General features: G+C 46.8%; 21 protein-coding genes. 11 read left to right on the top strand and 10 right to left on the bottom strand.

Annotation, left to right across the window (positions count from 1 at the left end):
• The first annotated feature begins 66 nt into the window (after positions 1–66).
• On the top strand, positions 67–717 hold the full coding sequence (gene elbB / locus ACQ661_RS06415) for an isoprenoid biosynthesis glyoxalase ElbB (RefSeq protein ID WP_110075836.1): 651 nt from the start codon (positions 67–69) through the stop codon (positions 715–717).
• A 15-nt stretch (positions 718–732) separates the two neighbouring features.
• Positions 733–3450, top strand: coding sequence for a putative bifunctional diguanylate cyclase/phosphodiesterase (locus tag ACQ661_RS06410; protein WP_431667975.1), 2718 nt, complete (start codon positions 733–735; stop codon positions 3448–3450).
• A gap of 21 nt (positions 3451–3471) precedes the next feature.
• Here ACQ661_RS06410 and ACQ661_RS06405 read toward each other — a convergent pair whose 3' ends face one another.
• On the bottom strand, positions 3472–3966 hold the full coding sequence (locus ACQ661_RS06405; RefSeq protein WP_431667973.1) for a DUF962 domain-containing protein: 495 nt from the start codon (positions 3964–3966) through the stop codon (positions 3472–3474).
• 65 nt (positions 3967–4031) lie between these two features.
• On the opposite strand from ACQ661_RS06405, the gene ACQ661_RS06400 reads away from it, so the two are divergent.
• Positions 4032–5081 carry an AI-2E family transporter gene (locus ACQ661_RS06400; RefSeq protein WP_153826208.1) on the top strand — a complete coding sequence of 350 codons (1050 nt, stop codon included), beginning with the start codon at positions 4032–4034 and terminating at the stop codon, positions 5079–5081.
• A 24-nt stretch (positions 5082–5105) separates the two neighbouring features.
• Here the strand turns inward: ACQ661_RS06400 and ACQ661_RS06395 are convergent, their stop codons facing one another.
• Together ACQ661_RS06395 and ACQ661_RS06390 are read right to left on the bottom strand one after the other, a co-directional pair.
• Complete coding sequence (locus tag ACQ661_RS06395; RefSeq protein WP_110075832.1) at positions 5106–6278, bottom strand: ammonium transporter; 1173 nt, start codon at positions 6276–6278, stop codon at positions 5106–5108.
• 12 nt (positions 6279–6290) lie between these two features.
• Complete coding sequence (locus tag ACQ661_RS06390; protein WP_110075831.1) at positions 6291–6629, bottom strand: P-II family nitrogen regulator; 339 nt, start codon at positions 6627–6629, stop codon at positions 6291–6293.
• Positions 6630–7006: 377 nt separating this feature from the next.
• Here ACQ661_RS06390 and rcsF point away from each other — a divergent pair, with 377 nt between their 5' ends.
• Genes rcsF through glpQ form a run of 3 tightly spaced genes read left to right on the top strand, consistent with a single transcriptional unit; the run spans position 7007 to position 9595 of the window.
• Positions 7007–7387 (top strand): Rcs stress response system protein RcsF, encoded by a 381-nt coding sequence (rcsF, locus tag ACQ661_RS06385; protein ID WP_431667972.1) that lies wholly within the window; start codon positions 7007–7009, stop codon positions 7385–7387.
• Between the two features lie 25 nt (positions 7388–7412).
• Positions 7413–8456, top strand: coding sequence for a cysteine synthase A (locus tag ACQ661_RS06380; RefSeq protein WP_153826205.1), 1044 nt, complete (start codon positions 7413–7415; stop codon positions 8454–8456).
• Positions 8438–9595 (top strand): glycerophosphodiester phosphodiesterase, encoded by a 1158-nt coding sequence (gene glpQ / locus ACQ661_RS06375; protein ID WP_202912507.1) that lies wholly within the window; start codon positions 8438–8440, stop codon positions 9593–9595. Before ACQ661_RS06380 ends, glpQ begins: the two co-directional genes overlap by 19 nt.
• A gap of 45 nt (positions 9596–9640) precedes the next feature.
• On the opposite strand, the gene ACQ661_RS06370 is transcribed toward glpQ, so the two are convergent.
• Together ACQ661_RS06370 and ACQ661_RS06365 are read right to left on the bottom strand one after the other, a co-directional pair.
• Positions 9641–10168 carry a GNAT family N-acetyltransferase gene (locus ACQ661_RS06370; RefSeq protein WP_431667970.1) on the bottom strand — a complete coding sequence of 176 codons (528 nt, stop codon included), beginning with the start codon at positions 10166–10168 and terminating at the stop codon, positions 9641–9643.
• Complete coding sequence (locus ACQ661_RS06365) at positions 10158–11621, bottom strand: RimK family protein (protein WP_153826203.1); 1464 nt, start codon at positions 11619–11621, stop codon at positions 10158–10160. Before ACQ661_RS06365 ends, ACQ661_RS06370 begins: the two co-directional genes overlap by 11 nt.
• Before the next feature lie 160 nt (positions 11622–11781).
• Here ACQ661_RS06365 and ACQ661_RS06360 point away from each other — a divergent pair, with 160 nt between their 5' ends.
• Together ACQ661_RS06360 and ACQ661_RS06355 are read left to right on the top strand one after the other, a co-directional pair.
• The gene (locus ACQ661_RS06360) at positions 11782–12288 is read left to right on the top strand and encodes a TIGR03546 family protein (protein WP_313932814.1); all 507 of its coding nucleotides are present in this window, start codon (positions 11782–11784) and stop codon (positions 12286–12288) included.
• 4 nt (positions 12289–12292) lie between these two features.
• The gene (locus ACQ661_RS06355) at positions 12293–14077 is read left to right on the top strand and encodes a TIGR03545 family protein (protein ID WP_431667969.1); all 1785 of its coding nucleotides are present in this window, start codon (positions 12293–12295) and stop codon (positions 14075–14077) included.
• Between the two features lie 85 nt (positions 14078–14162).
• Here the strand turns inward: ACQ661_RS06355 and ACQ661_RS06350 are convergent, their stop codons facing one another.
• From ACQ661_RS06350 to ACQ661_RS06340, 3 genes are read right to left on the bottom strand one after another with little or no spacing between them, the layout of a single operon-like run.
• Positions 14163–15395, bottom strand: coding sequence for an E22 family MetX-like putative esterase (locus ACQ661_RS06350; RefSeq protein WP_228759473.1), 1233 nt, complete (start codon positions 15393–15395; stop codon positions 14163–14165).
• Positions 15392–17059, bottom strand: coding sequence for a long-chain fatty acid--CoA ligase (locus ACQ661_RS06345; protein ID WP_313932816.1), 1668 nt, complete (start codon positions 17057–17059; stop codon positions 15392–15394). Before ACQ661_RS06345 ends, ACQ661_RS06350 begins: the two co-directional genes overlap by 4 nt.
• Positions 17060–17076: 17 nt before the next feature.
• Entirely contained in the window at positions 17077–18372 is a 1296-nt protein-coding gene (locus ACQ661_RS06340) for a GntP family permease (protein ID WP_431667967.1), read from the bottom strand.
• 282 nt (positions 18373–18654) lie between these two features.
• On the opposite strand from ACQ661_RS06340, the gene ACQ661_RS06335 reads away from it, so the two are divergent.
• A complete protein-coding gene (locus tag ACQ661_RS06335; RefSeq protein WP_313932818.1) occupies positions 18655–20883 on the top strand; it encodes a TonB-dependent receptor in 2229 nt (742 codons plus the stop codon).
• Positions 20884–20950: 67 nt separating this feature from the next.
• Positions 20951–21640 (top strand): response regulator, encoded by a 690-nt coding sequence (locus ACQ661_RS06330; RefSeq protein WP_431667966.1) that lies wholly within the window; start codon positions 20951–20953, stop codon positions 21638–21640.
• Here ACQ661_RS06330 and ACQ661_RS06325 read toward each other — a convergent pair.
• Both ACQ661_RS06325 and ACQ661_RS06320 read right to left on the bottom strand, forming a co-directional pair.
• Positions 21637–25011 carry a hybrid sensor histidine kinase/response regulator gene (locus ACQ661_RS06325; RefSeq protein WP_153826199.1) on the bottom strand — a complete coding sequence of 1125 codons (3375 nt, stop codon included), beginning with the start codon at positions 25009–25011 and terminating at the stop codon, positions 21637–21639. The genes ACQ661_RS06330 and ACQ661_RS06325 overlap by 4 nt on opposite strands.
• A 2-nt stretch (positions 25012–25013) precedes the next feature.
• The gene (locus ACQ661_RS06320) at positions 25014–25634 is read right to left on the bottom strand and encodes a trimeric intracellular cation channel family protein (protein ID WP_431667997.1); all 621 of its coding nucleotides are present in this window, start codon (positions 25632–25634) and stop codon (positions 25014–25016) included.
• 197 nt (positions 25635–25831) lie between these two features.
• On the opposite strand from ACQ661_RS06320, the gene yajC reads away from it, so the two are divergent.
• Positions 25832–26167 carry a preprotein translocase subunit YajC gene (gene yajC, locus ACQ661_RS06315; protein ID WP_110075821.1) on the top strand — a complete coding sequence of 112 codons (336 nt, stop codon included), beginning with the start codon at positions 25832–25834 and terminating at the stop codon, positions 26165–26167.
• Positions 26168–26174 lie beyond the last annotated feature (7 nt).

Below are 26174 nucleotides of genomic sequence, written 5' to 3'. Positions count from 1 at the left end.
GCTTTAATAACAATCAATCTATCAGCTATCTTATACGGTGATAACAGCATAAAGGAGTAGGAGCCGATGAAAAAAGTTGCAGTGATACTAGCTGGTAGCGGTGTTTTTGATGGCAGTGAAATTAATGAAGTGGTGTTAACTTTGCTGCATTTAACGAAAGCTAGCGCCAGCTACCAATGCTTTGCCCCTGATAAACCCCAGCATCATGTATTAAACCATCTGACAGGAGCTACCGAAGCTAGCTCACGGAACGTACTACAAGAATCAGCAAGGATTGCCCGAGGCGAGGTGCAGGCACTGACAGAATTGCAGGCAGAGGAATTTGATGCATTGATTATTCCAGGAGGCTTCGGGGTGGCGAAAAACTTGTGTGATTTTGCGCTGCAAGGCGCTGCTGCAACCCTTGATACTGAGGTAAAACGCGTGTGTACTGAGTTTGCGGAGCAAGGCAAGCCGGCTGGATACATGTGTATTGCCCCTGCGCTGCTTCCTCTAGTTTATCCGGCTGGAATTAAGTTAACGATAGGTAACGATGCTGATACTGCGGCTGCCTTGCAGCAAATGGGAGCTGAACATATTGAATGCACAGTAGATGACATAGTGGTGGATGCGGAACACAAGGTAGTAACGACGCCTGCTTATATGCTGGCGCAATCGGTCGCTGAAGCTGACGTGGGCATTGGTAAATTGGTCACGCAAGTACTGGCTTGGAGCTAATGTAATAGGTCATTTATGAAGATTGATTATTTCAGCCGTACCGCGGCCGCAGCCGTGTATATCACTATTACCAGTTTGTTCTGGATCGTCGGCTTGTTGGGCTTGGTCGAAGCGCTGGTTTATCAATCGGATCTGCTCCTCCATCTTATCCCTTTACCGTTAGCAACAGCTTGTTTATTAGTCTCCTTTGGGTTTTTCTTTACGCTGCTGCAATGGCGTTGGTGGGCGCGTTTGAGTGGTATCTTATTGTTAGCTACTGGCGCTATCAGTTTCTACTTGGTGATTGCGGGAGATAATCAATTATTAGCTAGTGCCCCAATGGGGCTGATCATCAGTTTAATCATGGGGGCAGCAGTGTCCTTTGTGGTGCAAGCAACAAGTGCTAGCGGTCGTATGATTTGGCGCCTTACAGCCGTGGCGGCGATGCTTGGTGGTTGCTACATGCAACTGCAATTGTGGTTTCCTATCCTGGCGCTTAAACCAGCTAATCCAATTACTATCTCGATTCTAAGCGTGGTGGTGCTATTAGGCGGAGTAGCGCTATGGATTCATTCACGATACAAACTATCAAATAAGCAGCAGCGTTTATCCAAAACTGCATTGATAGCAGCCTTGGTGATGCAGGCCGGCTATGCCATTTGGTTTGTGTTAACGCTCTTTAATGTGCAACATGAAACGACCCAAGCCGAGCTGAAAATTGCGACTGTATCGCAAGCCATTGTGGATAGATTAGAGTCAACCACACAGATGTTCCGCCGCGCCCAAGAGCGTTGGCTACAAGCCAGTGCCACTGAATTGCCAGCTATTATCAGCCGTGATGGTGAAGCTCTTAGCAGTGATTATCCTCTAATTGATGGGGTGTTATTACTTCGTCAAAATGGTGAACTAGTGCAAGTTCATGGTTTGAGTGATAGTGCGCTCGAACTGGATATGTTTAAAACCGATATGTTTGTAGGTTGGTTGCAGGATGCTGATAATAGTGTGCAACGAACCCTTCATGGCGGTTCTCTGCAAACTCCCCAGCCGTTGTTATTAATCAAGGTTCCGTTGCCAGCAGTAGCTGCCGAACCGCTGGTGGTGGTGGCGTTGATAAACGTTCAACGGATCACAAATTTAGATTATTTACGCGGTTTTCCTGGGTTAGATACATATGTCCAATTAACTCAAGAGGTGTTGGTTCCTCTTGATGCGGCTAGCTTCAAAACTTTCACTTTAAATGAATTACAGCAACAGTTTCCTTATTATCTGAGTAGGTTAGCCCCCGTCACCTACAACGCCAAACTGAATTTTGTTGCTTTTTTAACAAGCCAAGCAAGCGTGCGTGGCTTTGCCCAACTAAACCAACTAATTTTGTGGGCTAGCTTGGCATTCTGTTTCACTTTTATTTTAGCGGCAGATAGGTCCAAACAATTACGTCATGAAAAAAGTCGGTTTTACCAGTTAGCGCGCTACGACGAAATTACGGGGCTATTACGTCGTGATGCCCTGCGCGAAACTATGAACTCGAGTTTTGCGCAAGCCAACAATCAAAGCATGATTTTATTTATTGATCTTGATGGTTTTAAACCAGTTAATGACAGTTTAGGCCACTCGTTAGGTGATCAAGTATTAAAGATTATCGGCGCTCGGATCAGCCGGCAGTGCCCAATTAACTGTTCTATTGCTCGTTTCAGTAGTGATGAATTTATTGTATTTTCGGACCAGTTAGACGAGCAACAAACTCAACACCTAGCAGAAAATTTACTAGCTGCAGTGCGTCAACAAATTGATGTGGAAGGATTTGAATTACATCTTACCGCGAGTATTGGGATTGCTCATACGGCCATTGCCGCTCAGTCGCAACAACAGCTGATTCAATTAGCCGATGTAGCTATGTCGGCAGCCAAGCAAGCAGGTGGCAACACCTATCGCTTTTTTGTGGAAGAAATGGCAGATAATTATCGCACCATAGTATCCATTCGAAATGAACTTCAGAAAGCCCTGGATAGACGCCAGCTGAAAGTAGTTTATCAACCGATTATTGATCTCCAAACAGGAGCCATCGTTAGTGTTGAAAGTCTAGTTCGTTGGCAAACCGACACCGGTAGCCATATTTCACCCGCTGTATTTATTCCTATTGCAGAACGAACCGGTCAAATCATCCAACTAGGTGAATTAGTGGTACAGCAGGTATTAGCCGATATAGGGAGCCATAGCTGCTTACAATCACTGACTGTGGCGATAAACGTATCATCGCAGCAATTAAAGCGTTATCCATTTGCTGATTTCTTGGAGGTTCAGTTGCAGCGCTATGGAGTTAACGCAAACAAGCTAGTGCTTGAGCTCACAGAAAGTGACTTTATTGAGCACTCGGCAGGTTCGCAAACCAGCTTAGCATCGTTAACCGAGCTGGGATGTAGTATTGCTATTGATGATTTTGGTACCGGTTATTCAAGTCTATCTTATCTGTACCAGCTACCGGCTGATTGTATTAAGTTTGATCGGTCGTTCACGCAAGATGTTCTGGTAGATGCTAAACAGGCGCGAATTGTGACCATGCTGGTTACCATTTGCCAGGAAATTGGCAAACAAGTGGTCATAGAAGGCGTTGAGACGGCGGCTATGGCTAATTACTTTCGTGAGATTGGTTGCAACCGGGCTCAAGGTTATTTTTATGCACGCCCAATGACCATCAACGAACTTGAAGTCTTTTTGCAGAACCATTCAGCAGCAGCCGGGGGATCGTCGAGCTGATGCTGACATTCCCCTTTGCAGTCACGAGCTGAATCTTGCCTCAATGGCCTGATGCAGTGGTTTTTTTAAACCGAGCATGAAAACCACTTCAGCAACGACGAATAAAGGCCCGATAGCTAAGCCCATAATATCGTCTACGAATGCTGGTTTGCGTCCTTCGTAATAATGGCCAATGAACTGAAATACCCAGCCGATCACAAATGAGCCGATGCCCCAGCTGAGCCAAGCACTGGTAGGTAACAAGGCAACATGGCTGCCTAACCATACGGCTAAGCCTAGCAGCAACGTCATCAGTACTCCTAAAAACACATCTAATTTAAGATAGAAGAGTGCAGCTAGGGCACTGACAAGAATAGCAGGGGAGAGTGGTACCCCCATGATGATACCGCTGGGTCGCGACAGTAAGATCTCGATAGCGATAACAATCATCGGAATCCCTACCAAGTGAGTGTATATGTTTCTGCGATCGCGATGGTACGCAGCATAGCCGGCTAAATGGTCTGTTATTGTTTTCATAGCTTGCTCATCTCAAGGAATATTGCCAATATTAACTGTATTCTTTTACCCAACAAGGCGCAACCATGCGAGAAAAATTAGAATTTAGATCCTTTATTATTTTACTCATAGCAGTGACCTTCGCCTTTGGTATTATTCTCGAACCCTTTTGGTCCGCTATTTTTTGGGCTTGTGCCGTTGCTGTTATCTTTTCTCCGTTGCAGTTGCGCTTACGCGCTAAATTTGGTCATTATCCTAATACCCATGCATTTATCACCCTATTGATTTGCATGACCATAGTGGTGTTACCGTTGGTTTTTTTAGCTACTGCGTTTGTACAAGAAGGCCTCAAGTTTTACCAGCAACTAGATTCCGGTGAAATTGACCCGCGTGCTATCTTGCAGCAACTGCGGGATGCTTATCCGTTTGTAGACCAAGCGCTAGAAGAGCTGGGTATTAATCCTAATGATATTCGGGAACAAGTGGTCAGTGCTATCCAAGCGGTAAGCAAGTATCTTGCCAAAGAATCGTTGGTGATTGGGCAAAACACCTTTAGCTTTTTAATCAGTACTGCCTTAATGATGTACTTGGCATTTTTCTTATTACGAGATGGCCGTAAGTTACGGCGTTTGTTAATTAAAGCCTTGCCGCTAGGGGATGAACGTGAGCATCAGTTATTTCAAAAGTTTGTTGAAGTAACGCGAGCAACGGTAAAAGGTAATCTCGTGGTGGCCATCGTACAGGGAGCACTTGGCGGCATCATCTTTTGGATTTTGGATATTCCTGGCCCCTTGTTGTGGGGCGTTATTATGGCGTTTTTATCGCTGATTCCTGCGGTAGGAGCAGCACTTATTTGGCTGCCGGTTAGCCTTTATTTATATGCCACCGGAGCTTGGATAAGCGCCACCATCTTGCTTGCCTATGGCGCCATTATTATTGGCTTAGCGGACAATGTGTTACGCCCCATTTTGGTGGGCCGAGATACCAAGTTACCCGACTACATTGTGTTGTTTTCTACCCTAGGCGGAATTACTCTGTTTGGTATTAATGGGTTTGTGATTGGGCCACTCATTGCTGCTTTGTTTATGGCAACTTGGCAGATTTTTATGCAAGACTATAATAACAATACCCTGTAGGAGAGCTCCTACAGGGCGTTATCGTTACTTGGTTTTGCCGTAAACAAATTCAGGGTAGGCCTCAACTCCGCAATCAGCAATATCGGCGCCGCTGTATTCGTGTTCGGCACTTATTCTAATGCCCATGGTGACCCGCAATAGCCACCAAATAAGTAGGCTTAGGCTAAACACCCAAGCAAAAATCACCGCAATACCGTACAGCTGAGTTAGTAAAGTGGCTTCAGGATGGGTCATGCTGACCATCAGTAGGCCGTAGATGCCGCAAACCCCATGAACAGAAATGGCACCAACGGGGTCATCAATATGAGCTCGGTCAAGCCCAATGATGGCAACCACAACCAACACCCCAGCACCCAAGCCGATGAGGCTAGCGGTTATCGCTGAACTAGCACTTGGCTCAGCAGTGATAGCTACTAACCCAGCGAGAGCACCGTTTAAGATCATAGTCAGGTCTGATTTACGCCAGATGATACGCACCAGCAGAAATGCGGCAAGAGCTCCCGCTGCTGCCGCGGTATTAGTATTCACAAAAATTTGAGCTACCGCAGAGCTGTTGTTTTGGCCGACAATGCTTAGTTGAGAACCACCGTTAAAACCAAACCAGCCTAACCACAAAATCAAGGTTCCAAGGGCTGCAAGAGGCATATTGGCGCCAGGAATGGCATAAATATTGCCGCTGTGTCCGTATTTACCTTTGCGTGGGCCGAGTAGTAACACCCCAGCTAGCGCAGCTGCGGCGCCGGCAAGGTGAACAATACCCGAGCCAGCAAAATCAATAAAGCCAGCGTTAGCTAGAAACCCGCCACCCCAACTCCAAGCCCCTTGAATAGGATAAATGAAGCTAGTCATGACGACTGCAAAGAGTAAAAAACTAGTTAATTTCATTCTCTCGGCAACTGCACCAGATACAATCGACATAGCGGTTGCCACAAAAACGACTTGAAAGAAAAAGTTCGCCTGTGGCGCAAAGTCGGTGACATCTGGGCTGCCGTACATTAGCGTATAACCGATAAGTAAATAGCAGAGGCAGGCAATCGCATAAAGTAAGATGTTTTTAACTAGAATCTCGGTGGTGTTTTTGCTGCGTACGAGACCTGCTTCTAGCATGGCAAATCCAGCTGCCATCCACATGACTAGGGCAGCACTTACCAGTAGATAAAAAGTATTAAGAGCGTAACTTAAATCGGTGACTGTCATTGTCGGTTTCTCCTAAATAGCACTGCGGTCAGTTTCGCCAGTGCGAATACGAATCACATGGGTCAGTGGGCAGACAAAAATTTTGCCGTCGCCAGTATTACCGGTAAAAGCTGCATCACGGATGGTTTCCACCACGTTTTCTAGTTGTTCGTCGGTCACGGCAAGATCAATCCGTAATTTGGGTAAAAAATCGATGCGGTATTCAGCGCCCCGATATAATTCGGTATGCCCTTTTTGCCGACCAAAGCCTCGCACTTCGGTAATGGTCATGCCCTGACAACCAAGCTCAGCTAATGCTTCACGCACGTCGCTTAGCTTAGCGGGCTTGATGATTGCAATAACAAGTTGCATGGTGTAGCTCCTGTTTAGGTGAATAAAGGTTTACTGAGTTCATACATCCTGTTGCAAGCCATGTGCCAAGTTTTAGAAAAAATCAGCGCGTGCTGTTGCGGTGGGGCGTGGCGAGAAATAGTGAGGTGCAGATGAAGATAAAGGAAGATAACGCGTTGCTCACAAATCGAGCACGACTACCCGGAGAATAGGCGAATTCGCACCATGACAGTGCAGCGATCCGCTTGCCAACAGGTCTTTGTTAGTAGTGATTGCACTAAGATATAATCAAATAAACTAGATTAATTTAGCCGCAATGACTGTATGCGCTGCGTAGCTCACGTTATGATAAGTCAACAGATTTGGTTGCAAACTAACTTACTCGTATAGGAGTAGTGATGAATATCATTCATGCCATAGGGTTAAGCTTGATGCTGGCACTAGTCGTTGCCATCAGTGGTTGCGCCGCACCCGTCCCTGATACCACAGCACAGCAGCAACAGCTGCAGGATACGGTTGAGTTTATTCGACCTTACGAGTTATCTCGCACTGATGTTAGTTTTACGAGTTTAGGCGCTGTTGCTGGCGAATCTTGCCAAGCGCATTTTTGGAACCAAGAACCGAGCCAGCAGCAAGCTTTGTTGCAGTTAAAGCAAGCGGCTGCAGAGTTTGGAGCCAATGCACTAGTATTAAAGCAATGCATCAAAGCCGAATCAGCACAGTGTCGCTTGCGTTGGTTGTGTGAGGGTGACGCCTATCAAATGCAGCCACTAAACTAAAAGTGAAAAGAAGTAAGGAGCCATCATGAAAGTAGCAAAACGTAATGCTGATTTGATTGGACAAACCGATATGCTGCGTTTGAATGGTCTATCCGAGTTAACCGGCTGTGAGATTTTAGTGAAATTAGAATCACAAAATCCGGGTGGCTCGATAAAGGATAGAGCGGCATTGCAGATTATTAAAGATGCCCTAGCCAGCGGCGAATTACAGCCGGGTATGACCATTGTTGAAGGTACCGCAGGTAATACCGGAATCGGCTTAGCATTGGTTGCTAGTTCGTTTGGTTTGAAAATGTTGGCAGTGATGCCAAACGACCAGTCGAAAGAAAAAGAACGCATGATTACTCTACACGGCGCCCAGTTAAAAACCGTGGACCCAGTGCCTTTCAAAAATGACAATCACTTTTATCATACGGCGCGTCGCTTAGCTGAAAGCCGTGAGGATTATTGGTGGGCTAATCAGTTCGAAAATACGAGCAACGCCAGAGCGCATTACCTGATGACCGGGCCCGAAATTTGGCAGCAAACTCACGGGCAAGTGGATATTTTTGTTTCGGTAGCCGGTACCGGTGGCACCATTGCAGGTAACTCCATGTACTTAAAAGAGCAAAATCCAGATCTGCAAGTATGGTTAGCGGACCCGGATGGCTCAGGTATCTACAGCTATTTAAAACAAGGTGAGTACATCAGCCAAGGAAGTTCATTTACCGAGGGCATTGGTATCATGCGTTTGGTCGAAAACTTCAAGCAAGCACGAATAGACGCTGCCGTAAACTTACCTGACCAAGACCTCGTGAGCTTATCGCGCTATATTCGGGATACGGAAGGCTTAGTACTGGGTAGTAGCTCTTGTTTGAACGTTGCCGGCGCTTTGCAAGCTGCGGCGTTGCATGGTCCAGGTAAAACCATCGTAACTTTTGCTTGTGATTTGGGTGAGCGTTCAGCGAGTAAGTTGTACAACGATGATTATTTGCAGCAGCGTGGACTCGCGCTGCAGCCTGAACCTATCCATGAGTTGTTAGCTCGCTATCGCGACCAGGGAGATAAGGTATGGTATCGACAAGCGTGAAAGCATTGCCAGCTTTGGCAGTCACTTGGATGGGCCTTCTGAGTCTTTTTATTCTGCCTAGTTATGCCGCGATTTATGAAGCTGAGAATCAACCGCAAGCAGCGGCCGAGTCAGTTAAGAAAGGTGCGCCTTTAACCATCATCGCTCATCGCGGTGCATCTGGTTACGCACCGGAGCATAGTTTGGCTGCGGTTGCCATCGCATTTGCCCAGGGTGCGGACTATATTGAACAAGATGTGGTTTTAACCCGTGATCATGTGCCCGTGGTATTACATGACTTGCAATTAGACGCGGTGAGCAATGTTGCTGAGGTTTTTCCAGATAAAAAGCGCCCTAATGGTCACTACTATGCATTAGATTTTACCTTCGCAGAACTGCAGCAGCTTAATTTTCATGAACGTAGTGAGCATACTAAAGCCGGCGCAAAAGGCTCCGCTAAGCAACAATATCCTGCGCGCTTTCCTCACAATAAAGGGCGCTTTAGGGTGATGTCATTAGCTGAAAGTATTGAATTGGTGCAAGGCTTAAACCATAGTTTTAAGCGCAATACCGGCATCTATGTTGAACTAAAGAATGCGCCTTGGCATCAGCAACAGAACTACGACCTACCCGCGGCAGTGATGCAAGTGCTAGGTAAGTACGGTTATACTGATCCTGTACCCGCAACTCCCATTTATTTACAAAGTTTTGACCCTGAAGTTTTGCGCCGCTTGAAGCGCGAATTTTTGACTGAGATTCCGCTGATTCAATTGATTGCTGACAATCGTTGGAACCAAAGCTCGGTCGATTACAATCTTATGCTAACGGCTGCTGGCCTAGAAACATTGAGTTCGTACGCCGATGGTGTTGGCATATGGCTTGACCATTTGTATCAAGGGCCAGCGGTGCAAAGCACGGATGCGTTAGCACCGGCCGCCACTGCACAATCCTCAACAGCTCAGTCGTCATGGTTAGCAGCTGCCCAACGCTGGCGTTGGCGAGAAGTGGTGCCACACGCTCATCAAGCAGGTTTAAAAGTGCACGTGTATACCTTGCGAGCAGATCAACTGCCATCAGGGTTTGCTTCCTATGAAGAGCTAAAAAAAGCGTTGACTGAACTGGGTGTAGACGGGATTTTTACTGACTTTCCTGATTTATAGACCTATGAAAACTTGGCTGACACAGAATATTGACCACCCTCAGGGTTAATCCGCTAATTCGGCAAAAGTCACTTGCATTCGGTAGCCGTCGTTGCTGGCCTCAGTGCTGTCACCATCATCATAGTATCCCGGCAGCACATCAACGACCGCAAAGTGGTGCGCTTGATAGAGCCCGATAGCTGCATGATTATCGGTACGTACCTCAAGACTCAGCGCACTAGCGCCGGCTTGCTGCGCTAAGTGCATGGCGTGACGGAGCAAGGCTTTGCCAAGACCCGTACCACGTGCAGCTGCCGCAGTGGCAATAGAATAAATGCGCCACTTGCGGCTGTTCTTGCGAGTTAACAACAAATAATATCCCAACAGTTGCTGGCCATCATTGTAAGCAACATAGACTCGAGCGCTAGGGCGCTGAACCAAACGTCGAAAACTAGCTCGACCAATTCTGCTATAGTCAAACACTTGATGTTCTAGGGCGACTAGAGCAGGTACATCAGCCAACAGTGCTTGGCGAATGTGCCAAGCGCTGCTGTTGCGTGTGGTCGCCGCCGCCGCGGTTGATTTATTTTTCATCTAAACGCCGGGCAAAATCGCGCATAATAAGATGATATAACTCATCACCAAGCAGAAGATCCTCAACTCCCGAGTCGATGGACGGGTTATCGTTAATTTCTATTACTACCGGCCCTTTGTTGCTGAGTTTCATATCCACTCCATACAACCCATCCCCAATTAAGCGTGTTGCTTGCAGGGCTGTTTTGACCACATCCCGAGGTACTTGATGCACGCCTACGGTCTCAAAACCACCCGATTTAGCACGACTGGTGCTACTGGCATGGTTGTAAATTTGCCAATGATTACGTGCCATAAAGTATTTGCAAGCATAAATCGGGCGATTGTTGAGGACGCCAATGCGCCAGTCAAAATCGGTTTTGACAAACTCTTGAACCAGCAAGATGGTCGATTTTTTAAACAGCTCTAGCGCTACACGCCTAAATTCTTCAGCATTTTCTGCTTTCTCGACACCAATAGAAAATGACCCATCTGGAATTTTTAACACCACCGGATAGCCCAAGCGCTCACCGATCTTCTCGTAGTCAATCGCTTGTTGGCTCAATAATAGTTCAGTGCGAGGCGTAGGTATCTCGTGCTTATCGAGCAATTCTTTTAAGAACACTTTATTGGCGCACTGCAAGATGGAGTGGGGTGCATCAATAACCACCATGCCATTAGCCTCTGCTTTCTTGGCAAAGTGATAGGTGTAATGGTTGATCCGAGTCGTTTCTCGAATAAACAAAGCATCAAACTCTAATAGCCGATTAAAGTCATTAGCAGTAATCAACTCAGCTTCAATATCGGCATCTTTTGCCGCCCGAATAAACTTTTGCAGCGCCTTTTTATCGCTGGTAGGAATAGGCTCATCAGGATCGTGCAAAATAGCTAAATCGTAGCGATATTCTTTACGTGTGCGGGCTTTGCGCCAGACGCGCTTGCTAAAGCTATCAAGTGAATTACCAAAAAATGTCTGTTGCTGATCACTTAAATCAGCCAAGCTACCGGCATGTAACTGATTAATAAACCAACGGCCCTGATAGCTAAACTCGACCCAAATAATCGGACATGGGTAACGGTCAAATATTTGCCGCGCAAAATTATTAAGCAAGCTATGCTCGCTTTGTCCAAAGCAAATCAATACTTTAAAGGAACTGCTGCTGTCAGCTTTAGCTAAGAACTTATTGAGTTGTTTATCAGTATTGGCCAACAGCAATTGGTAATGAGAAAAGTTCGCTAGGTCGTTAATGGTCATCACTGAAGGTAAGACTCGCTGACCGCGTGCTTCAGCCAATAGACTAACGTAGTAACCGGTTGATAAATAGCTCAGGTCACCACATAAATTTAGAATTTGCGTGCGCGTTTTACTTGACTGTTGAAGTAAGTATTCACTAGCGGTAACAGTTGATTGGCTAGGGTAGTAGGGTTGCCAATCAGTAATATCATCAAGGATGATTAAAGCCGAGTTTTGCATGATAGCTCCAGTGCGAATTTGCTGCGCATATTTAGGCTTAATTTAGCAAAAATACAAGAGGTAAAAATGGGTATTTTTGGTAAATATTGTTTGTTTCCTTAGCTCTTAGATTTTAGTTAAGCTATTCTTGAGATTACCAATATAGCTTGGAGCTTAGATTATGTTGACGTTGTTAGCGAAATTTTTAAAGGCGCTCAACTCTGAATCGGGAGTATGGGCGCTCGCCTTCGCTTTTGTGTTAGGGATGATGATGGGGTTCACACCATTGTGGCGGGTGCATAATTTAGTGATTTTACTGATCGCTTTAATCTTTCGAGTAAACCTCACCGGTTTTATTTTAAGTTTTATCCTGTGTTCAGGCATTGCCTTTTTGCTTGATCCCCTGTTTCACCAATTTGGTTATTATTTACTAGCTCACGAAAGCTGGCAGCCACTTTGGCAAGCCATGTATCAATCGGCCTTTTGGCGGGTCGTACAATTCCAGCACACCATTACCTTGGGTAGCTTGTTACTCAGTTTAGCTTTTGCGCCAATTTTAGCCGTGGTTAGCGCTGTAATTGTGACCCAGTACCGGCATCGTATTCAGACTTGGTTTAATAAGTTACGCATTGTGCAACTGCTTAAAGCAAACAAGTTCTGGACCATTTACGCAAACTTGCGAGGGTAAGCTGATGACGACTAAAACAACTGCCAAACCCGTTCGTAAAAGTGCTATTCGTTGGCCTGGCTTAGCTGCTTTCGTGGTCATTTGTGCGCTGCTGGTGGCCTTTTCGTGGCTGCTGCTAGACACCATTTTACGTTGGACATTGGAACGCACGGTGGGCACTCTCAATGGCGCAGAAGTGAATATTGCTAAGGTCGAACATAGCTGGTCACCGCTCGGTCTAACAATAACTGGGATTGAAGTGACGGATCCTGGTCAGCCAGAGTTCAACCGTCTGCAAATTGGCCAAATCAGTGGCAATTTGAATGTCGAGCAATTGCTGTTGGGGCGGTTTCATTTTGAAGAAGTGGTGAGCAGTGGTATTCGGGTTCATCAACAACGAGCTAGTGCCGGTGAAGTTTACCAAGCACCAAGTAAAGATGAGCTGTCTACGTGGGCGAAACAAGGCTTAGACTCGCTTAATGTGAAATTGCCAGACGTTGACGAGATAGTGGCGCGGGTCGATTTACAGACACCGGCTGCGATTGCTGCAGCCAAGACAAACTTCGCTGAGCAAAAGGAGCGAGTCAAACAGGCGCAAGCTAATATTCCCAGCGAAGAAGACTTAAAGTCTTACCAAGCAGAACTAAAAGCACTTACAGATACCAAGGTTGAGACGCCCCAGCAATTACAACAATTGCGAGATAAATTAAAGGCGTTACAAGCTAAGTTTAAGGCCGATCGTGAGCGCTTGGTAGAGTTCAAAGCGGTAGTTGAGCAATCGGTAGAGGTGTTAAAAGCCGATGTTGAGCGCGTTAAAGATGCACCGGAACAAGATTTAGCGCGGGTTGAGCAACTGATTCAGCTCAATAGCGAAGGGTTGAATGAAATTACCGCAGTGTTATTTGGTGAACAAATGCGTCAGTGGAGCCAATATATTTTATTAGCTTACGAACAGTTGGCGCCGATGTTAGCCAAATCAGCAAATGAAGAATTGGTTAAACCACAACGAGGTGAGGGAATTTGGTTTGAGTTTACGGATAAGTCAGAGCCACCAAGCTTTTTAATCAAAAAAGCTATCACCGAATTTGTCTGGAATGACACCCTACTCGACGTGAATTGGAGCAATATCACGCATCAACATGAACAATTGGGACAGCCTACCACCTTTATTGCTCGAGCTGATAACTCGGCCTTGTGGCAAGCACTTAATCTTAATGGTGAAATGGCCTTTACCGTGGATGGATTAGATGCCAAACAACAATGGCAAGTGCAAGGGATTCAACTGCAGCAATTGGCGCTGAGCGAGCGTAGTGAGTTTGTCGCTTCTATTGCATCAGCGTTGCTTGATAGCGAGGGCTCTATTGGCTTGCGTAATAATCAATTTGATGGCGGCGGGGTAGTCAAGTTAACTCAACTAGAGGTGCTTGCTGAAGCTGATAATCGTTGGACTCAAGTTTTAGCTGATGCACTGAAAGGTCTACAACGGTTGGATATTCGTGCTGATATTGGTGGTGAATTGCTGCAGCCGTCGTTTAACTTAAGCTCAGATTTAGATCGTCAGTTAGGCGATGCGTTAAAGGCGTCCGCCATGGCTGCTGGAAAAGCCCAATTAGCTGAATTTAGTGGTAGCTTGCAGCAGCAAAGTGATGGATTTTTGGGTGAGAATCAGGCGGATCTAGAGCAATTAATAGGCCTGCTTGGTGATGCCGAGCAACGTGACCAGCAACTGCAAGAGATGCTACAGGCCAAAGTGGAAGACAAGCTCAAAGATTCGGTCAAGGATAAGCTAAAGGGCCTGTTTGGAGGCTAATGCCTTAACTAAGCCAGAAGTTAGTGACAATAAAAAGCCAGCTTGCCTGATGAGCTCGCTGGCTTTTTTATTGCGCATCTACTCTTTAGTTGCTAGTTGCGGTTGGAGAATTAATAAACTCAGCGAGCAGGTCTGCTTTACTGCTAATACTGTAAATACCATCTAAGTGTCCCCAAATACCTTCGATTTCAGCATACTGAGGATCTTTGCCTTGGGCTTGTAACAATTTAACGCTCTGCTGTGCCATATACGGCTGTAATAGCAAATCATTTTTGGCCGGTAAGAATAAGGTTTTAGCTTTGATTTTGGCCAGCCCAGTTGCTAAATCTTGCTCGTGCCCAGCTACAAACAATTGGTTAGCTCGTACAAGATAGAGAATATGGTTAGCATCGGCTAAGGGGGCTTGCCCAGCTGCAGCATTAAATAGAAAATCTAAGGCCGGTAAACTGTTGGTTACGCTGGCTAGACCTGCCTCAGGTAACACCGGCTGTTGCGGTGCTCGCATGTTCATACTAAGTGGATGCATGGCTTGCTGAGTGATCATAGCTAAGGTACTGGTGAGTCCTACTAGGGGTTTCTCGCCTTCATAATAGTCGCCTTGGTTCCAGTTTGGGTCCGCTTTGATCGGACGCGCCCAATGTTCAAGGGCTGTTATGGTCCAAGCATCCATAGCTCCGGTACCAATCACCGAAACCATACGTTCAACCATATCTGGATAGGCAGCTGCCCACTCAATCGCCTGCAAAGAGCCCATCGAGGCACCAATTACTGCGTGCAGCGAGGTTACTCCGAGGCTCTCTAATAACGCATGTTGTACATTAACAAAATCACGAATGGTGACCACCGGAAAATCTAAACCATAGGGCTTACCGGTAGCAGGGTTAAGCGAGGCTGGGCCGGTAGTAATCACATGGGGCAAGCCCGGAAAAGCATTGGCTAAAGTATCTGAGCTAACCACATAATACTTATTGGTATCAATGGCTTTGCCTGGGCCTATGATAGCGTCCCAATAACCTGGTAGGGGGTCTTCAGGAGTGTATTTGCCGGCGGCATGACTGTTACCTGAAAAAAAGTGGGTAATAAGAATCACATTGTCTTTGGCTGCATTGAGTTCGCCGTATGCCTCCCAGCCTACGGTTACTTCAGGAATCACCTCACCACTTACTGTAGCAAAATTGCGAGTAGTAAAGCTTTTCTTTTCAACCAGTAATGGCTCTGCAGCATCGGCGTTTGGGCTAACAGCGAGTAGCGCAACGGTTAGTAGCAAACCAACTACCGCAGTTAGGGGGGAACTTACACGTATACTTGCATTCATCATGAAGATTGCTCCATTAAGTAATATTGATACTGTCTGCGTAGCTCATTTTTAACGAGCTTGCCGGTACCGGTATGGGGTAGCTCTGTAACAATCAGAATATCATCAGGCAGCCACCACTTGGCAATGCGGTCTTGTAAGAATTGGTAAATGTCTTGCTTGTTCAACTCAGTATTGGCTTTGGGAACCACCAGCAATAACGGCCGTTCATCCCATTTCGGATGCTTGACGCCGATCACACAGCTTTCGTTGACGGCGGGATGTTGGCTGCAAATGTTTTCAATTTCTAATGAACTGATCCACTCACCGCCACTTTTGATCACATCTTTTTTGCGATCCACTACCTTCATGTAGCCATGCGGATCTATTACTGCGATATCGCCGGTAGCTAACCAGCCATCAACAAACACCTCAGGGTCTTCGCGTTGGTAGTAGCTAGCAGCAATCCAGGGGCCACGCACCCGTAACTCACCGCTACTTTCGCCGTCGTGAGGTAATGGCTTGCCGTCGGCATCGACGATGATCATATCAACCCCAAAACAGGCTCTACCAGCAGTGGTCTGAATGGCATAACGTTGCTCTTTGGGTAATGCCATAAGCTCCGGCTCTGGTGGTGCCGAACAAGCTAATGGACCCGTTTCAGTCATCCCCCAAATAGGTTGCCAGTAAATGTTATACCGCTCTGCGAAGGTTTTTACTAAGCCCAAGGGTGATGCAGCACCACCAACACAAACTCGCTGCAGTGATGGTACCGAGGCTTGCTGCTCGGCAAGGTAATTATGCAAGGTTAACCAAATAGTAGGCACCCCGAGACCAAGCGTAACCTGTTGCTCAGAAATAAGCTCATACATGGCTTCGCCGCTCATGCCAGCGCCAGGGAGGACTAATTTACAGCCGGCTAGCGGAGCTGCGTAGGGCGCACCCCAAGCCCCAGCATGATACATGGCTACCATCGGCATCAGTACGCTGTCACTTCGCAAGTCTAGCAGTTCATGGCTGACGGTAGCTTGGGCATGCAGCACCATAGCGCGATGAGAATTAAGCACGCCTTTGGGATTGCCTGTGGTGCCTGAGGTGTAGCACAACAAAGCAGCACTATCTTCATGCAGCGCTGGCCAGTCAAACTGGTTGGGTTGCGGTTGGATCAGTTGCTCGTAGTTGAGGACCTGTTGCGCTACTTTGGTGAGCGCAGGCTGGTGGGCGCTATCGGCTAACACGATAATCCCTTTGATACTACTAAGCTGGCTGGCTATCTCAGTGATTAAATCGATAAAGCTCAAATCAACAAACAACCAAGTATCTTTAGCATCATTGATAATCCAGCTGATTTGTTCAGCAAACAGGCGTGGGTTAACAGTATGCAAGACGGCACCGATACCACTAACGCCATAATAGAGTTCGACATGCCGATAAGTATTCCATGCGAGGCTGGCAATGTTATCGCCTGGCTGCACACCTAATTCGGTTAAAGCATGAGCCAACTGACAACTACGCTGATAACAGTCGACATAAGTGTAGCTATGAATATCTCCTTCTAATCGGCGCGATACAATCTTTTGCTGCGGATGACGCCGACAAGCGTGCCGGAGTAGATCGATAATAAGCAACTGGCTGCGTTGCATGGCAGCTGGGTGTTGCGGGGTTGCGTGAGTTGTTGTTTCAAACATAGTTATTCCTGCTTATCCTACCACCAAATGAATAAACCAATAGCCACCGCTAGCCCCATCAGCGGCACCACTACAGTGACTGCAGCAACCGACCAATAGGCAGCTTGATGAGTTTCTTTACAGATACCGCGAATGGTCGTGACCACGTAACCGTTGTGTGGCAAAGAGTCGAGTGCGCCAGAAGAAATCGCAACAATCCGGTGGAGTTGATCCGGATTAACGCCAGCGTCGATGTAGTGCGGGCCTAGTACCGGTAACGCAATAACTTGGCCACCAGAGGCAGAGCCTGTTAAGCCAGCGATAACACTGACAGCTACCGCGGCACCCACCAGTTCGTTGCCGGGTAAGTTGGTCATGATGGCAACTGCTTGCTCAAAAGCTGGGGTGATTTTTGCAATGCTACCAAAGCCCACCACAGCTGCCGTGTTACCGATAGCTACCAGAGCGCCGGTTGAAGCTTCACTGATAGCATTGGAAAGGTTCTGGAAGAATTTACGATTGATGATAGCAATGCTTAAGACGCCACCGGTAAGGGCGATGATTAACGCATTTTGTTTAAGCTCATCATGAAAGATAAAGCTTAACGTCAATACCACAATTAAGGGCACTAAACCGCTCAGCGGTGATGGTAATTCACGCTCTTGTTGCTGTGGGTCATCAGCGCGGCTATGAAAGGTTTCACCATTAGCAACGGCTTTGCTGATCAGGCGATTGAGCCACCAATAACCAAAGCTTGCCATCAACACGGCTACTAATAAGCTCACTTCCCAAGCGGCATAGGGAGAGGTGCCAAGGTATTGAATCGGGATCCAGTTTTGAATTTCTGGTGAGCCGGCCGAGGTCATGGTGAAAGTAACCGAGCCAAAAGCTAATGCGGCGGGAATAAATCGGCGCGGCAGATTGGCATCTTTAAACAGTGATAGAGCCATCGGATAAACCGAAAAGGCAACCACGAACACACTCACACCACCGTAAGTTAAAATAGCACAAGCCAGCACCACTGCCAGCATAGCTTGCTTGCGCCCGAGTTTGGTGATGATCCATTTGGCCACACTATCGGCGGCGCCGGTATCTTCCATGAACTTACCGAACATTGAGCCCAATAAAAACATAAAGAACCAAGCAGCGACAAAACTAGCGAAACCACTCATATAGGCGCTAACAAAGTTTACCTCGCCTTGAAACAATGGCACATTGCTGCACAAGGCCACGACCACCGCGCACAAAGGTGCGCTGATAAATAAGTTCATTCCCCGCAGGGTGAGAATAATAAGCAGAGCGAGCCCGCCTACTAAACCGATCATGCTTAACATGCAGTTACCTCGTTATCGAGTGAGCTATCAGGAAGGCCATGACCTGATTGACTTTGCACTTATGTGGCTGATGATGCGATATTGCCTCGCTAAATAACATAGTACTAACGTACAGAATACAAAGCTCAAACTTTAAGCTAGTTTAATCAGGCCATGACCTAACAATGCATACAAGCATCAGGTTGTAGCCAGCTTTCGCTCAACGGAGCCAGCAGCTACCACCGGGTAAATAAAATAACAATCTATCAATACAGCAACATAGACAACCGGGAGATCGACATCATGAGTCAACCCAAGTTTCGCCGCTCATTAGTAGCAATCGCCATTACATCGGTGATGATGATGCCAGCTATGGCACAGCAAGCCGATACCGCTGCTAGTGACGAGTTTAAAGGTTTAGAACGTATAGAAGTAACCGCACGTCGCAAGACAGAGAACCTGCAAGAGGTGCCCGTTTCAGTAAGTTCATTTAGTGCGAACGACTTAGAAGAGGTTGGTGTCGAGGATATTACCGAGCTCCAACAACGAGTTCCGAACGCTACCATACAGGTAAGCCGTGGTACTAACTCCACTCTAACTGCTTACATTCGTGGGGTGGGTCAGCAAGATCCGTTGTGGGGATTTGAGCCTGGTGTTGGCGTCTACATCGACGATGTTTATGTTGCGCGTCCACAAGGTGCGGTGTTAGAAGTGTTCGATCTTGAGCGTATTGAAGTATTGCGCGGTCCCCAAGGCACTTTGTACGGTAAAAACACCATCGGTGGTGCGGTGAAATATGTCACTAAAGAGTTGACTGGCTACAACGAGCTCAGCGTGCAGGGTACTGTGGGTAGCTTCAATCAACGTGACTTAAAACTATCCGGACAAACCGCCCTAAGCGATAATTTCTTTGTTGGTGGCGCACTAGCTTCGTTGCAGCGCGATGGTTTTGGTGAGTTCCGCAATACTGGTGAAGAAAACTATAACAAAGACTTAATGACGGGGCGCTTGAGTGCGAAGTGGCTAGCCACCGAAGATTTGAGTGTGAAGTTTTCTTATGACAAAACCAAAGATGAATCAAATTCTAAAGGCGGCCATCGCCTAGTGACGAGTTTAGTGACCGGGCAAACTCCTTACGATAACGTGTATGATTCAAATACCGCTATGCCTACGGATAACTTGGTTGAAACTGAAGGTTACTCGATGGTTGTTGATTGGGATATCAATGCCAATTGGGGCTTTAAATCAGTGACAGCCCGCCGTGAAGGCTACACCAATACTAATATTGACTTTAACTCTACCGGCGAGCCGATTTTCATGGTGCCTGCCATTTATGAAGATGACCAAACCACGCAAGAGTTTCAGTTAAACTACAGTAACAATGATAATTTTGACTTTGTGGGTGGAGTTTATTTCTACGATGGCGAAGCCTGTGGTGTGTTTGGTACCGTACTCCCCATGTACTTAGCCGCGTTGGGTGGGGTTACCATCGATAACGGCGGTTGTGTACAGACTGATAGTGTGGCGCTGTTTGGTCAAGGTAACTATCGCTTTACCGACCAGTTGACTCTGACCTTGGGTGGCCGTTATACCAAAGATGAGAAAGAGGCTGATGTATCACGGATCACCTACCTAGGTGTGCACTACATTAACCGAGATGACCAAAATATTGGCACACCTTTTGCCGTTAACTCAGACTTTACCACTAAAGCTGACTGGAGCCGTTTTTCACCGCACGTAGCGCTTAATTATAAGCTCAACGACGATATGATGGTGTACGGTAGCTACAGTAATGGCTTTAAGTCTGGTGGTGTTGACATGCGTGCTGACCAATCGCTAAACCCAACCATTTCTGAGCCTTATGATCCAGAAATCGTAGATACCTTTGAAGTAGGTATGAAATCTGAGTTAATGGATGGCATGATGCGCTTGAATGCCTCCGTGTTCTATTCAGATTACCAAGATATGCAAGTGACAGTACAGCGCGTGGTGCCATCAGGGGTATCTTCGCAAGTGCTTAATGCTGGTCAAGCAACGGTGCAAGGTTTTGAAGTGGAGAGTGTGATTGCGCTTTCTGACACCTTCAATATCACTGCTATGTTGGGTCATATCGACGCTGAATTTGATTCAGTCGTCTATACCGAGCCAGCCACGGGTGATACCACCGATGTTACCAATGCTTGGTCATTTGCCAATACGCCTGAATGGACCGGTAGCTTAGGTTTCAACAAGACCTTTGATACGGAAGTGGGCCAGATCGTGTGGTCAGCTAACTATTCTTATCGTGGCAAAACCCAAATGTTTGAAGCGCCATCAATGTTAGACCAAGGCAGTTACAGCTTAGTTAACACCAGCCTAGTTTGGTATCAGAACGGTGGTAACTGGCATGTGGGGCTACACGGTAAGAACCTAACCGATGAAGAATATCGTGTTGGTGGTTACAACTTTGGGCCAACCTTTGGCGATGATGCGATTGTTGCGTATTACGGCGACCCAAGAACAGTCTCCCTGACTGTGGGATACAAATTCTAATCCCACTTGGCGGTTATCAGTAGATAATTACTGGTAACCGCTGACTTTTTTAGCAGGACGCGCTAGCATGAGTGATTGTCTTTTGGTAACTGATAACTTAGCTATGGCTCGCGCAATTATTGCTGATGATCACCCTTTGTTTCGTGCGGCGTTAACTCAAGCCCTGCGTGATACCCTCTCAGATCCTATTTTAGAAGCCGCAAATTTTCAGCAACTACTGGAGTTACTGGCAAAAAACCCACAAATTGAATTGGTATTACTCGATTTAACCATGCCTGGTAACCGTGGTTTAACGGGGTTGGTGTCGTTGCGACATCGTTATCCAGAAGTGCTGGTGGTCGTGGTTTCAGCCAACGAGCAGGTTACCGTGATGCGCCAAGCGATGAATTATGGTGCTAGCGCTTATATCCCCAAATCCTTACCTTTAGTTGAATTACAGCAGGCTGTGCAAGTGGTGCTTGCCGGTGAAACCTGGTTACCAGAACACTTATTAGCTGCTGTGAGTGCTGATGAAACTGATGCCAGTGCTGATTTTGCGCAGCGCCTCGAGCAGCTCACTCCACATCAATACCGGGTGCTAGAATGTTTGGCAGACGGCATGTTGAACAAGCAAATCGCTTATGAACTGAATGTGCAAGAAACGACGATAAAGCAGCATGTGTCAGCCATTTTGCGTAAGCTGAATGTGATTAACCGCACCCAGGCTGGGGTCGTCTTTAAACAAATGCTTTATTCACCCGATGAACAGGATCATTAAGGTAGCAGGCGCTTAATCAGGCGTTTTAGAGCTGCAATCTTGGTTGGTTTACTAATAAAAAAGGCCTGTTCTGCGAAAACTTGCTCACGTAACACGTCATCTGGGTCGGCTGAGTTGATAATTGCCGGCAGGCTAGCATCTCGATAATGCCCTCGTAACCACACCAGTATATCGATTCCGGTATCGCCTTGGTCTAAATGGTAATCAAAAATAACTAAGTCGGGTGCTGTCTGGTTAAGTGGTAGCTCACTACGTTTACTCGCCGCTAAGACAGTAGCCCCCCAACTGCTGAGTAATTGTTGCATTGCGCTTAATACTTGAGGTTCGTTATCAACTAACCAAATATTACGTCCGCGTATAAATTGTTCGTTTAACGAGGCCGGAGTTGCGACTGGATGAATGTTAGCTGGCTGCCAACTTTCTAATGCTAAAGCTAAGCTAAAACACGTGCCTTGCCCCTCGCGCGAGTATAACTGTAACGGGATCTGCAAAAGTCGACACATCCGCTCAACAATCGCTAAACCTAAGCCAATGCCTGGATTATCGCCGGTTTGGTTGCCTTGATGAAACTCTCGAAAAATATCTGCCTGTTGGTCAACAGGAATACCACGACCAGTATCAATTACTTGAATATTGATCTGTGTCCCAGCGCGCTTAATACCCACTAACACCTTTCCCTGATCGGTGTACCGAACCGCGTTTGAGAGTAAATTTTGGAGAATTCGGCTCAGCATTTTACGATCGCTTACCACTACCGCAGAGCTTGGTACGTAACGAACTTCTAATTGTTTGTCGGCAGCAATCACCCGCTGATTATCAATCAGAGGTTGAATGATATCGTGTAATACTACGCGCTGCTTGCTGACCGGCAGGTTACCAGCTTCTAGGCGAGTCATTTCTAACAGCATGGTGAGTAATTCTTCTGCGTTACGCAACGATTGCTGTAGCTGTTGAGCCAACTGAGCCAGCTCAGTTGGAACCCGCTGCGACAACATATCGGCGAATAGGGTGGCCGCATTAAAAGGTTGCATCAGATCATGGCTTACGGCCGTAAAAAACCTTGTCTTACTCTGGTGAGCTCGCTCTTCAGCTTGCTTTGCTTGTAACAACTCAGCAGTACGCTCGTTGACACGCTGCTCTAATTCTTGGTTGGCTTGTTGCAGGGCGCGCTGTGCAGCAACGAGTTCGGTGATATCGGTATAAGTGGTGACAAAACCACCACCGGGCATGGGCGCACCCTGTAATTCAATTACTTGGTCTCCCTGTTCACGCTGGTAGCGATAGGCACTTCCTTGTCTCAAGTAATTCAGGCGTTTTTCTACTTCGTTAGCGATGGCTTGTTCATCTGCAACATTTATCAAGCCTCGTTCGGCGTTGTAGCGCAACAAATCAGCTACTGGCATTCCTGCTTGTAATAACCCCGGTGGGTATTTAAAAACTTCTAAATAACGTCGGTTCCAGGCAACGAGACGCAATTCTTGATCGATAACACTGATCCCTTGCGGAATGTTTTCTACCGAGGCCTGCAATAGTTCACGATTAAATTTATACAGCTGTGAGGCTTGGGTCGCCCAGGTTACCACTTGCGCAATTGGAACGCCCGGTTGTTGTGTTACTGCATCTAACAAAATGCGGCTAGCCGCGCTACCAATAACGGCCGATAGCTCACGTTCAATACGTGCTAATAACGCGCCAGGGACGAGTTCATCAGCAGCTGCCAAGCTTAGATCTTGTTGTAAACGCTCGCTCAAGCGTTCCAGCTCTAGGGCATCAAAAAACCGTGCCAACAGTTGCCGCATTCGACCCCAAGTAATGGGTTGGTGTTGGTATAACTCAGGATGACCGCCAGTAGGGTCGGTAAACTGACGACGTTGTTGGTGCTCAATCGTTGATGCTTTGAAAAGCCACGAGGCCACAACGTAGAGGAGCAAGTTACAGGCTAAACTTAAAAATACGCCATAACTTAGATCGCTATCGCTCAGGCTACGGTGGCTTTGGATGGAGGGTAGCAATAGGGCAAAAGCCCAAACCAGTGTACCTGCCAAAATACCAGCGCCGGCACCGATCCGGTTGCCCCGTTGCCAGAGCATCCCACCTAATAAAGCTGGCGCTAATTGAGCCAGTAAGGCGAGCGATAATAAACCGGCGTTAACTAAGGGCAAATTAGCTTCGGTAAGCTTATGAAATCCATAGGCTAAACTAATAATCACAATGATGGTACTGCGACGAATACGTAACACCCGCGCTGGGGTAAAGCTAAAGTTACGCAAGCGTTGATGAGAAGCCTTCAGCCACAAAGGCATCACCACATCGTTAGACATCATGATACTCAGCGCCAACGTGGCAATAATCACCATGCTGGTTGCTGAGGCTAGGCCACCAATAAAAGCTACCATAGTTATCAAAGGTTGTTCTGCTTGTAATAACAAGCTAATCATAAAGGTATCACTGCGACTCGCTTCTGGCACTAATAAAAGCCCCGCTAGAGCCACCGGTAGAATAAAAAGATTAATTGCGAATAAATACAGCGGAAAAGCCCAGCGAGCAGTACGAAGTTCTTCTGGGTCGGTATTTTCGATGTAGCTGACATGAAATTGTCGGGGTAAACAAAACATCGAGATCGCACCCAACAACACATGGGTAACGTAAACGAAGCCGCCTTCGGGTTGTCCTTGCAGAATAGGTTGAATGGCGGGGCTTTGCGCTGCCTGCATGACGATGTCGCTAACCCCATCAAACATCACATAGCTAACGTAGGCGCCCACGCCCATAAAAGCTAACAGCTTAACCACGGATTCAAACGCCACGGCATCCATGAGCCCCGAATGTTGCTCAGCTAAGCTCATGCGCCGAGTACCAAATAAAATAGCAAAGATCATCATGGCCAATGCCACCAAAGCGGCAACATCGCCAAACCATGGGATCGGCCGTTCTGCCAGACCTGTTACAGCGGCAAAGCTACCAGTAACGGCACGTAATTGCAGTGCAATATAGGGCACAATTCCGATCAATGCGATGCTGGCAACAGTAACTGCCAGCCACGATGACTTGCCGTATCTATGACTGATAACATCGGCAATAGAGGTTAAATTTTGTTGTTTACAGGCATGTAATAAACGCAATTGAAGGCGGTGTGCAAACAAGAACACCAGCATGGCACCGACGTAGGTTGGCGCCATGGCCCAACCAAAATAAGCCGACTGCGTAATGGTGCCGTAAAACGCCCAGGTCGTGCAGTGGATGCCCTGCGCTAAAGCGTAGCGATAAGGTTTAATTTGGTTGGGGGGTTTACGCTCGCCACGGTAGGCAATGCTATACAACACGGCAATATAGGTAATGGCGATTAAGATAGCGACGCTGGTGCTAAGCATGGCTAGCGATGCCCATCATGGTGCTCATGAAACACAACCAACGACCAATGCCAGCGGATGGCGCCTAAGCGTAACAGTAAAGTGGTGAGCAAGCCCAACACAATCGCAATGCTCTGCGAATAATTGGCCACCAGCACAAAGACTGAGCCACCGGCTAAACAGGTGATTGCATAAAGTTCACCTTTTAAAAGCATCGGGACATCGCGGGCAAGGACATCACGTAGCATGCCACCAAAGCACGCACTTACGGTACCCATAATGATGCATATTAAGGGATCAAAGCCGGCTTGCATGGCCTTTTGTGCGCCCATCACAGTAAAAAACGCCAACCCCACCGCATCCGCAATCAGTAAGGTCTTTTGATGAATGTAATCACGAAAACGTAACCACAGAATAGTTAATAATGCGGCCGTTAGAATCGTGTAGAGATAATAGGTATCGTAAACCCAGAACACGGGTAGATCTAAAATCAAATCGCGCGTGGTACCGCCACCGATAGCAGTTACGGCAGCCAAGACAATAACGCCAAAGCCATCCATGTTTTTACGAAAGGCCAATAAGGTTCCAGATACTGCGAAAACAGCAATACCCATGTGGTCTACCCAGTAGAATAATGTGTTGATATCCATTGCTTTAGCGCATAGTAATTGATTAATGAACGAATCTTAGCGATAGAGTGTACGCCAATTTACTCCCTATTTAAGCAGAAATTCGTTAGAATGCCTGCCATTCGTTAAAAATTGCCGAGTAGGGCTTGTTTGCTATACATTTAGCCCCATCTCTAATCAGATTCACTACAACTATAAACAAAGAGGGTTTTATGGATTTCTTGATTCCTACTGCTTATGCACAAGATGGCGCAGCTCCACAAGGTGGCGGCATGGAACTTATCTTCATGTTGGTCATGTTTGGTTTAATCTTCTATTTCATGATCTACCGTCCACAAGCAAAACGCGTAAAACAGCATAAAGAACTAATTAGCAGCATCAGCAAAGGTGATGAAGTACTGATGAATGGTGGTTTTGTTGGCCGTATCAGTAAAATTTCTGACGACAAAGATTTTATGGTGATTAGTGTTGCCGAAGGTATGGAAGTTACCGTACAGAAATCTGCTGTCACAGCTGTGTTGCCAAAAGGTACGATGAAATCTCTGTAAGCAGAGA

Origin of the sequence: Pseudidiomarina sp. WS423 (assembly GCF_050750165.1) — a bacterium.
Classification (GTDB): domain Bacteria; phylum Pseudomonadota; class Gammaproteobacteria; order Enterobacterales; family Alteromonadaceae; genus Pseudidiomarina; species Pseudidiomarina fusca.
This window is presented reverse-complemented; position numbering and strand designations above follow the sequence as displayed.

Coding starts and splice junctions, on each gene's coding strand:
- elbB (WP_110075836.1), top strand. CDS start 67: ATGAAAAAAGTTGCAGTGATACTAGCTGGTAGCGGTGTTTTTGATGGC.
- ACQ661_RS06410 (WP_431667975.1), top strand. CDS start 733: ATGAAGATTGATTATTTCAGCCGTACCGCGGCCGCAGCCGTGTATATC.
- ACQ661_RS06405 (WP_431667973.1), bottom strand. CDS start 3,966: ATGAAAACAATAACAGACCATTTAGCCGGCTATGCTGCGTACCATCGC.
- ACQ661_RS06400 (WP_153826208.1), top strand. CDS start 4,032: ATGCGAGAAAAATTAGAATTTAGATCCTTTATTATTTTACTCATAGCA.
- ACQ661_RS06395 (WP_110075832.1), bottom strand. CDS start 6,278: ATGACAGTCACCGATTTAAGTTACGCTCTTAATACTTTTTATCTACTG.
- ACQ661_RS06390 (WP_110075831.1), bottom strand. CDS start 6,629: ATGCAACTTGTTATTGCAATCATCAAGCCCGCTAAGCTAAGCGACGTG.
- rcsF (WP_431667972.1), top strand. CDS start 7,007: ATGAATATCATTCATGCCATAGGGTTAAGCTTGATGCTGGCACTAGTC.
- ACQ661_RS06380 (WP_153826205.1), top strand. CDS start 7,413: ATGAAAGTAGCAAAACGTAATGCTGATTTGATTGGACAAACCGATATG.
- glpQ (WP_202912507.1), top strand. CDS start 8,438: ATGGTATCGACAAGCGTGAAAGCATTGCCAGCTTTGGCAGTCACTTGG.
- ACQ661_RS06370 (WP_431667970.1), bottom strand. CDS start 10,168: ATGAAAAATAAATCAACCGCGGCGGCGGCGACCACACGCAACAGCAGC.
- ACQ661_RS06365 (WP_153826203.1), bottom strand. CDS start 11,621: ATGCAAAACTCGGCTTTAATCATCCTTGATGATATTACTGATTGGCAA.
- ACQ661_RS06360 (WP_313932814.1), top strand. CDS start 11,782: ATGTTGACGTTGTTAGCGAAATTTTTAAAGGCGCTCAACTCTGAATCG.
- ACQ661_RS06355 (WP_431667969.1), top strand. CDS start 12,293: ATGACGACTAAAACAACTGCCAAACCCGTTCGTAAAAGTGCTATTCGT.
- ACQ661_RS06350 (WP_228759473.1), bottom strand. CDS start 15,395: ATGATGAATGCAAGTATACGTGTAAGTTCCCCCCTAACTGCGGTAGTT.
- ACQ661_RS06345 (WP_313932816.1), bottom strand. CDS start 17,059: ATGTTTGAAACAACAACTCACGCAACCCCGCAACACCCAGCTGCCATG.
- ACQ661_RS06340 (WP_431667967.1), bottom strand. CDS start 18,372: ATGTTAAGCATGATCGGTTTAGTAGGCGGGCTCGCTCTGCTTATTATT.
- ACQ661_RS06335 (WP_313932818.1), top strand. CDS start 18,655: ATGAGTCAACCCAAGTTTCGCCGCTCATTAGTAGCAATCGCCATTACA.
- ACQ661_RS06330 (WP_431667966.1), top strand. CDS start 20,951: ATGAGTGATTGTCTTTTGGTAACTGATAACTTAGCTATGGCTCGCGCA.
- ACQ661_RS06325 (WP_153826199.1), bottom strand. CDS start 25,011: ATGCTTAGCACCAGCGTCGCTATCTTAATCGCCATTACCTATATTGCC.
- yajC (WP_110075821.1), top strand. CDS start 25,832: ATGGATTTCTTGATTCCTACTGCTTATGCACAAGATGGCGCAGCTCCA.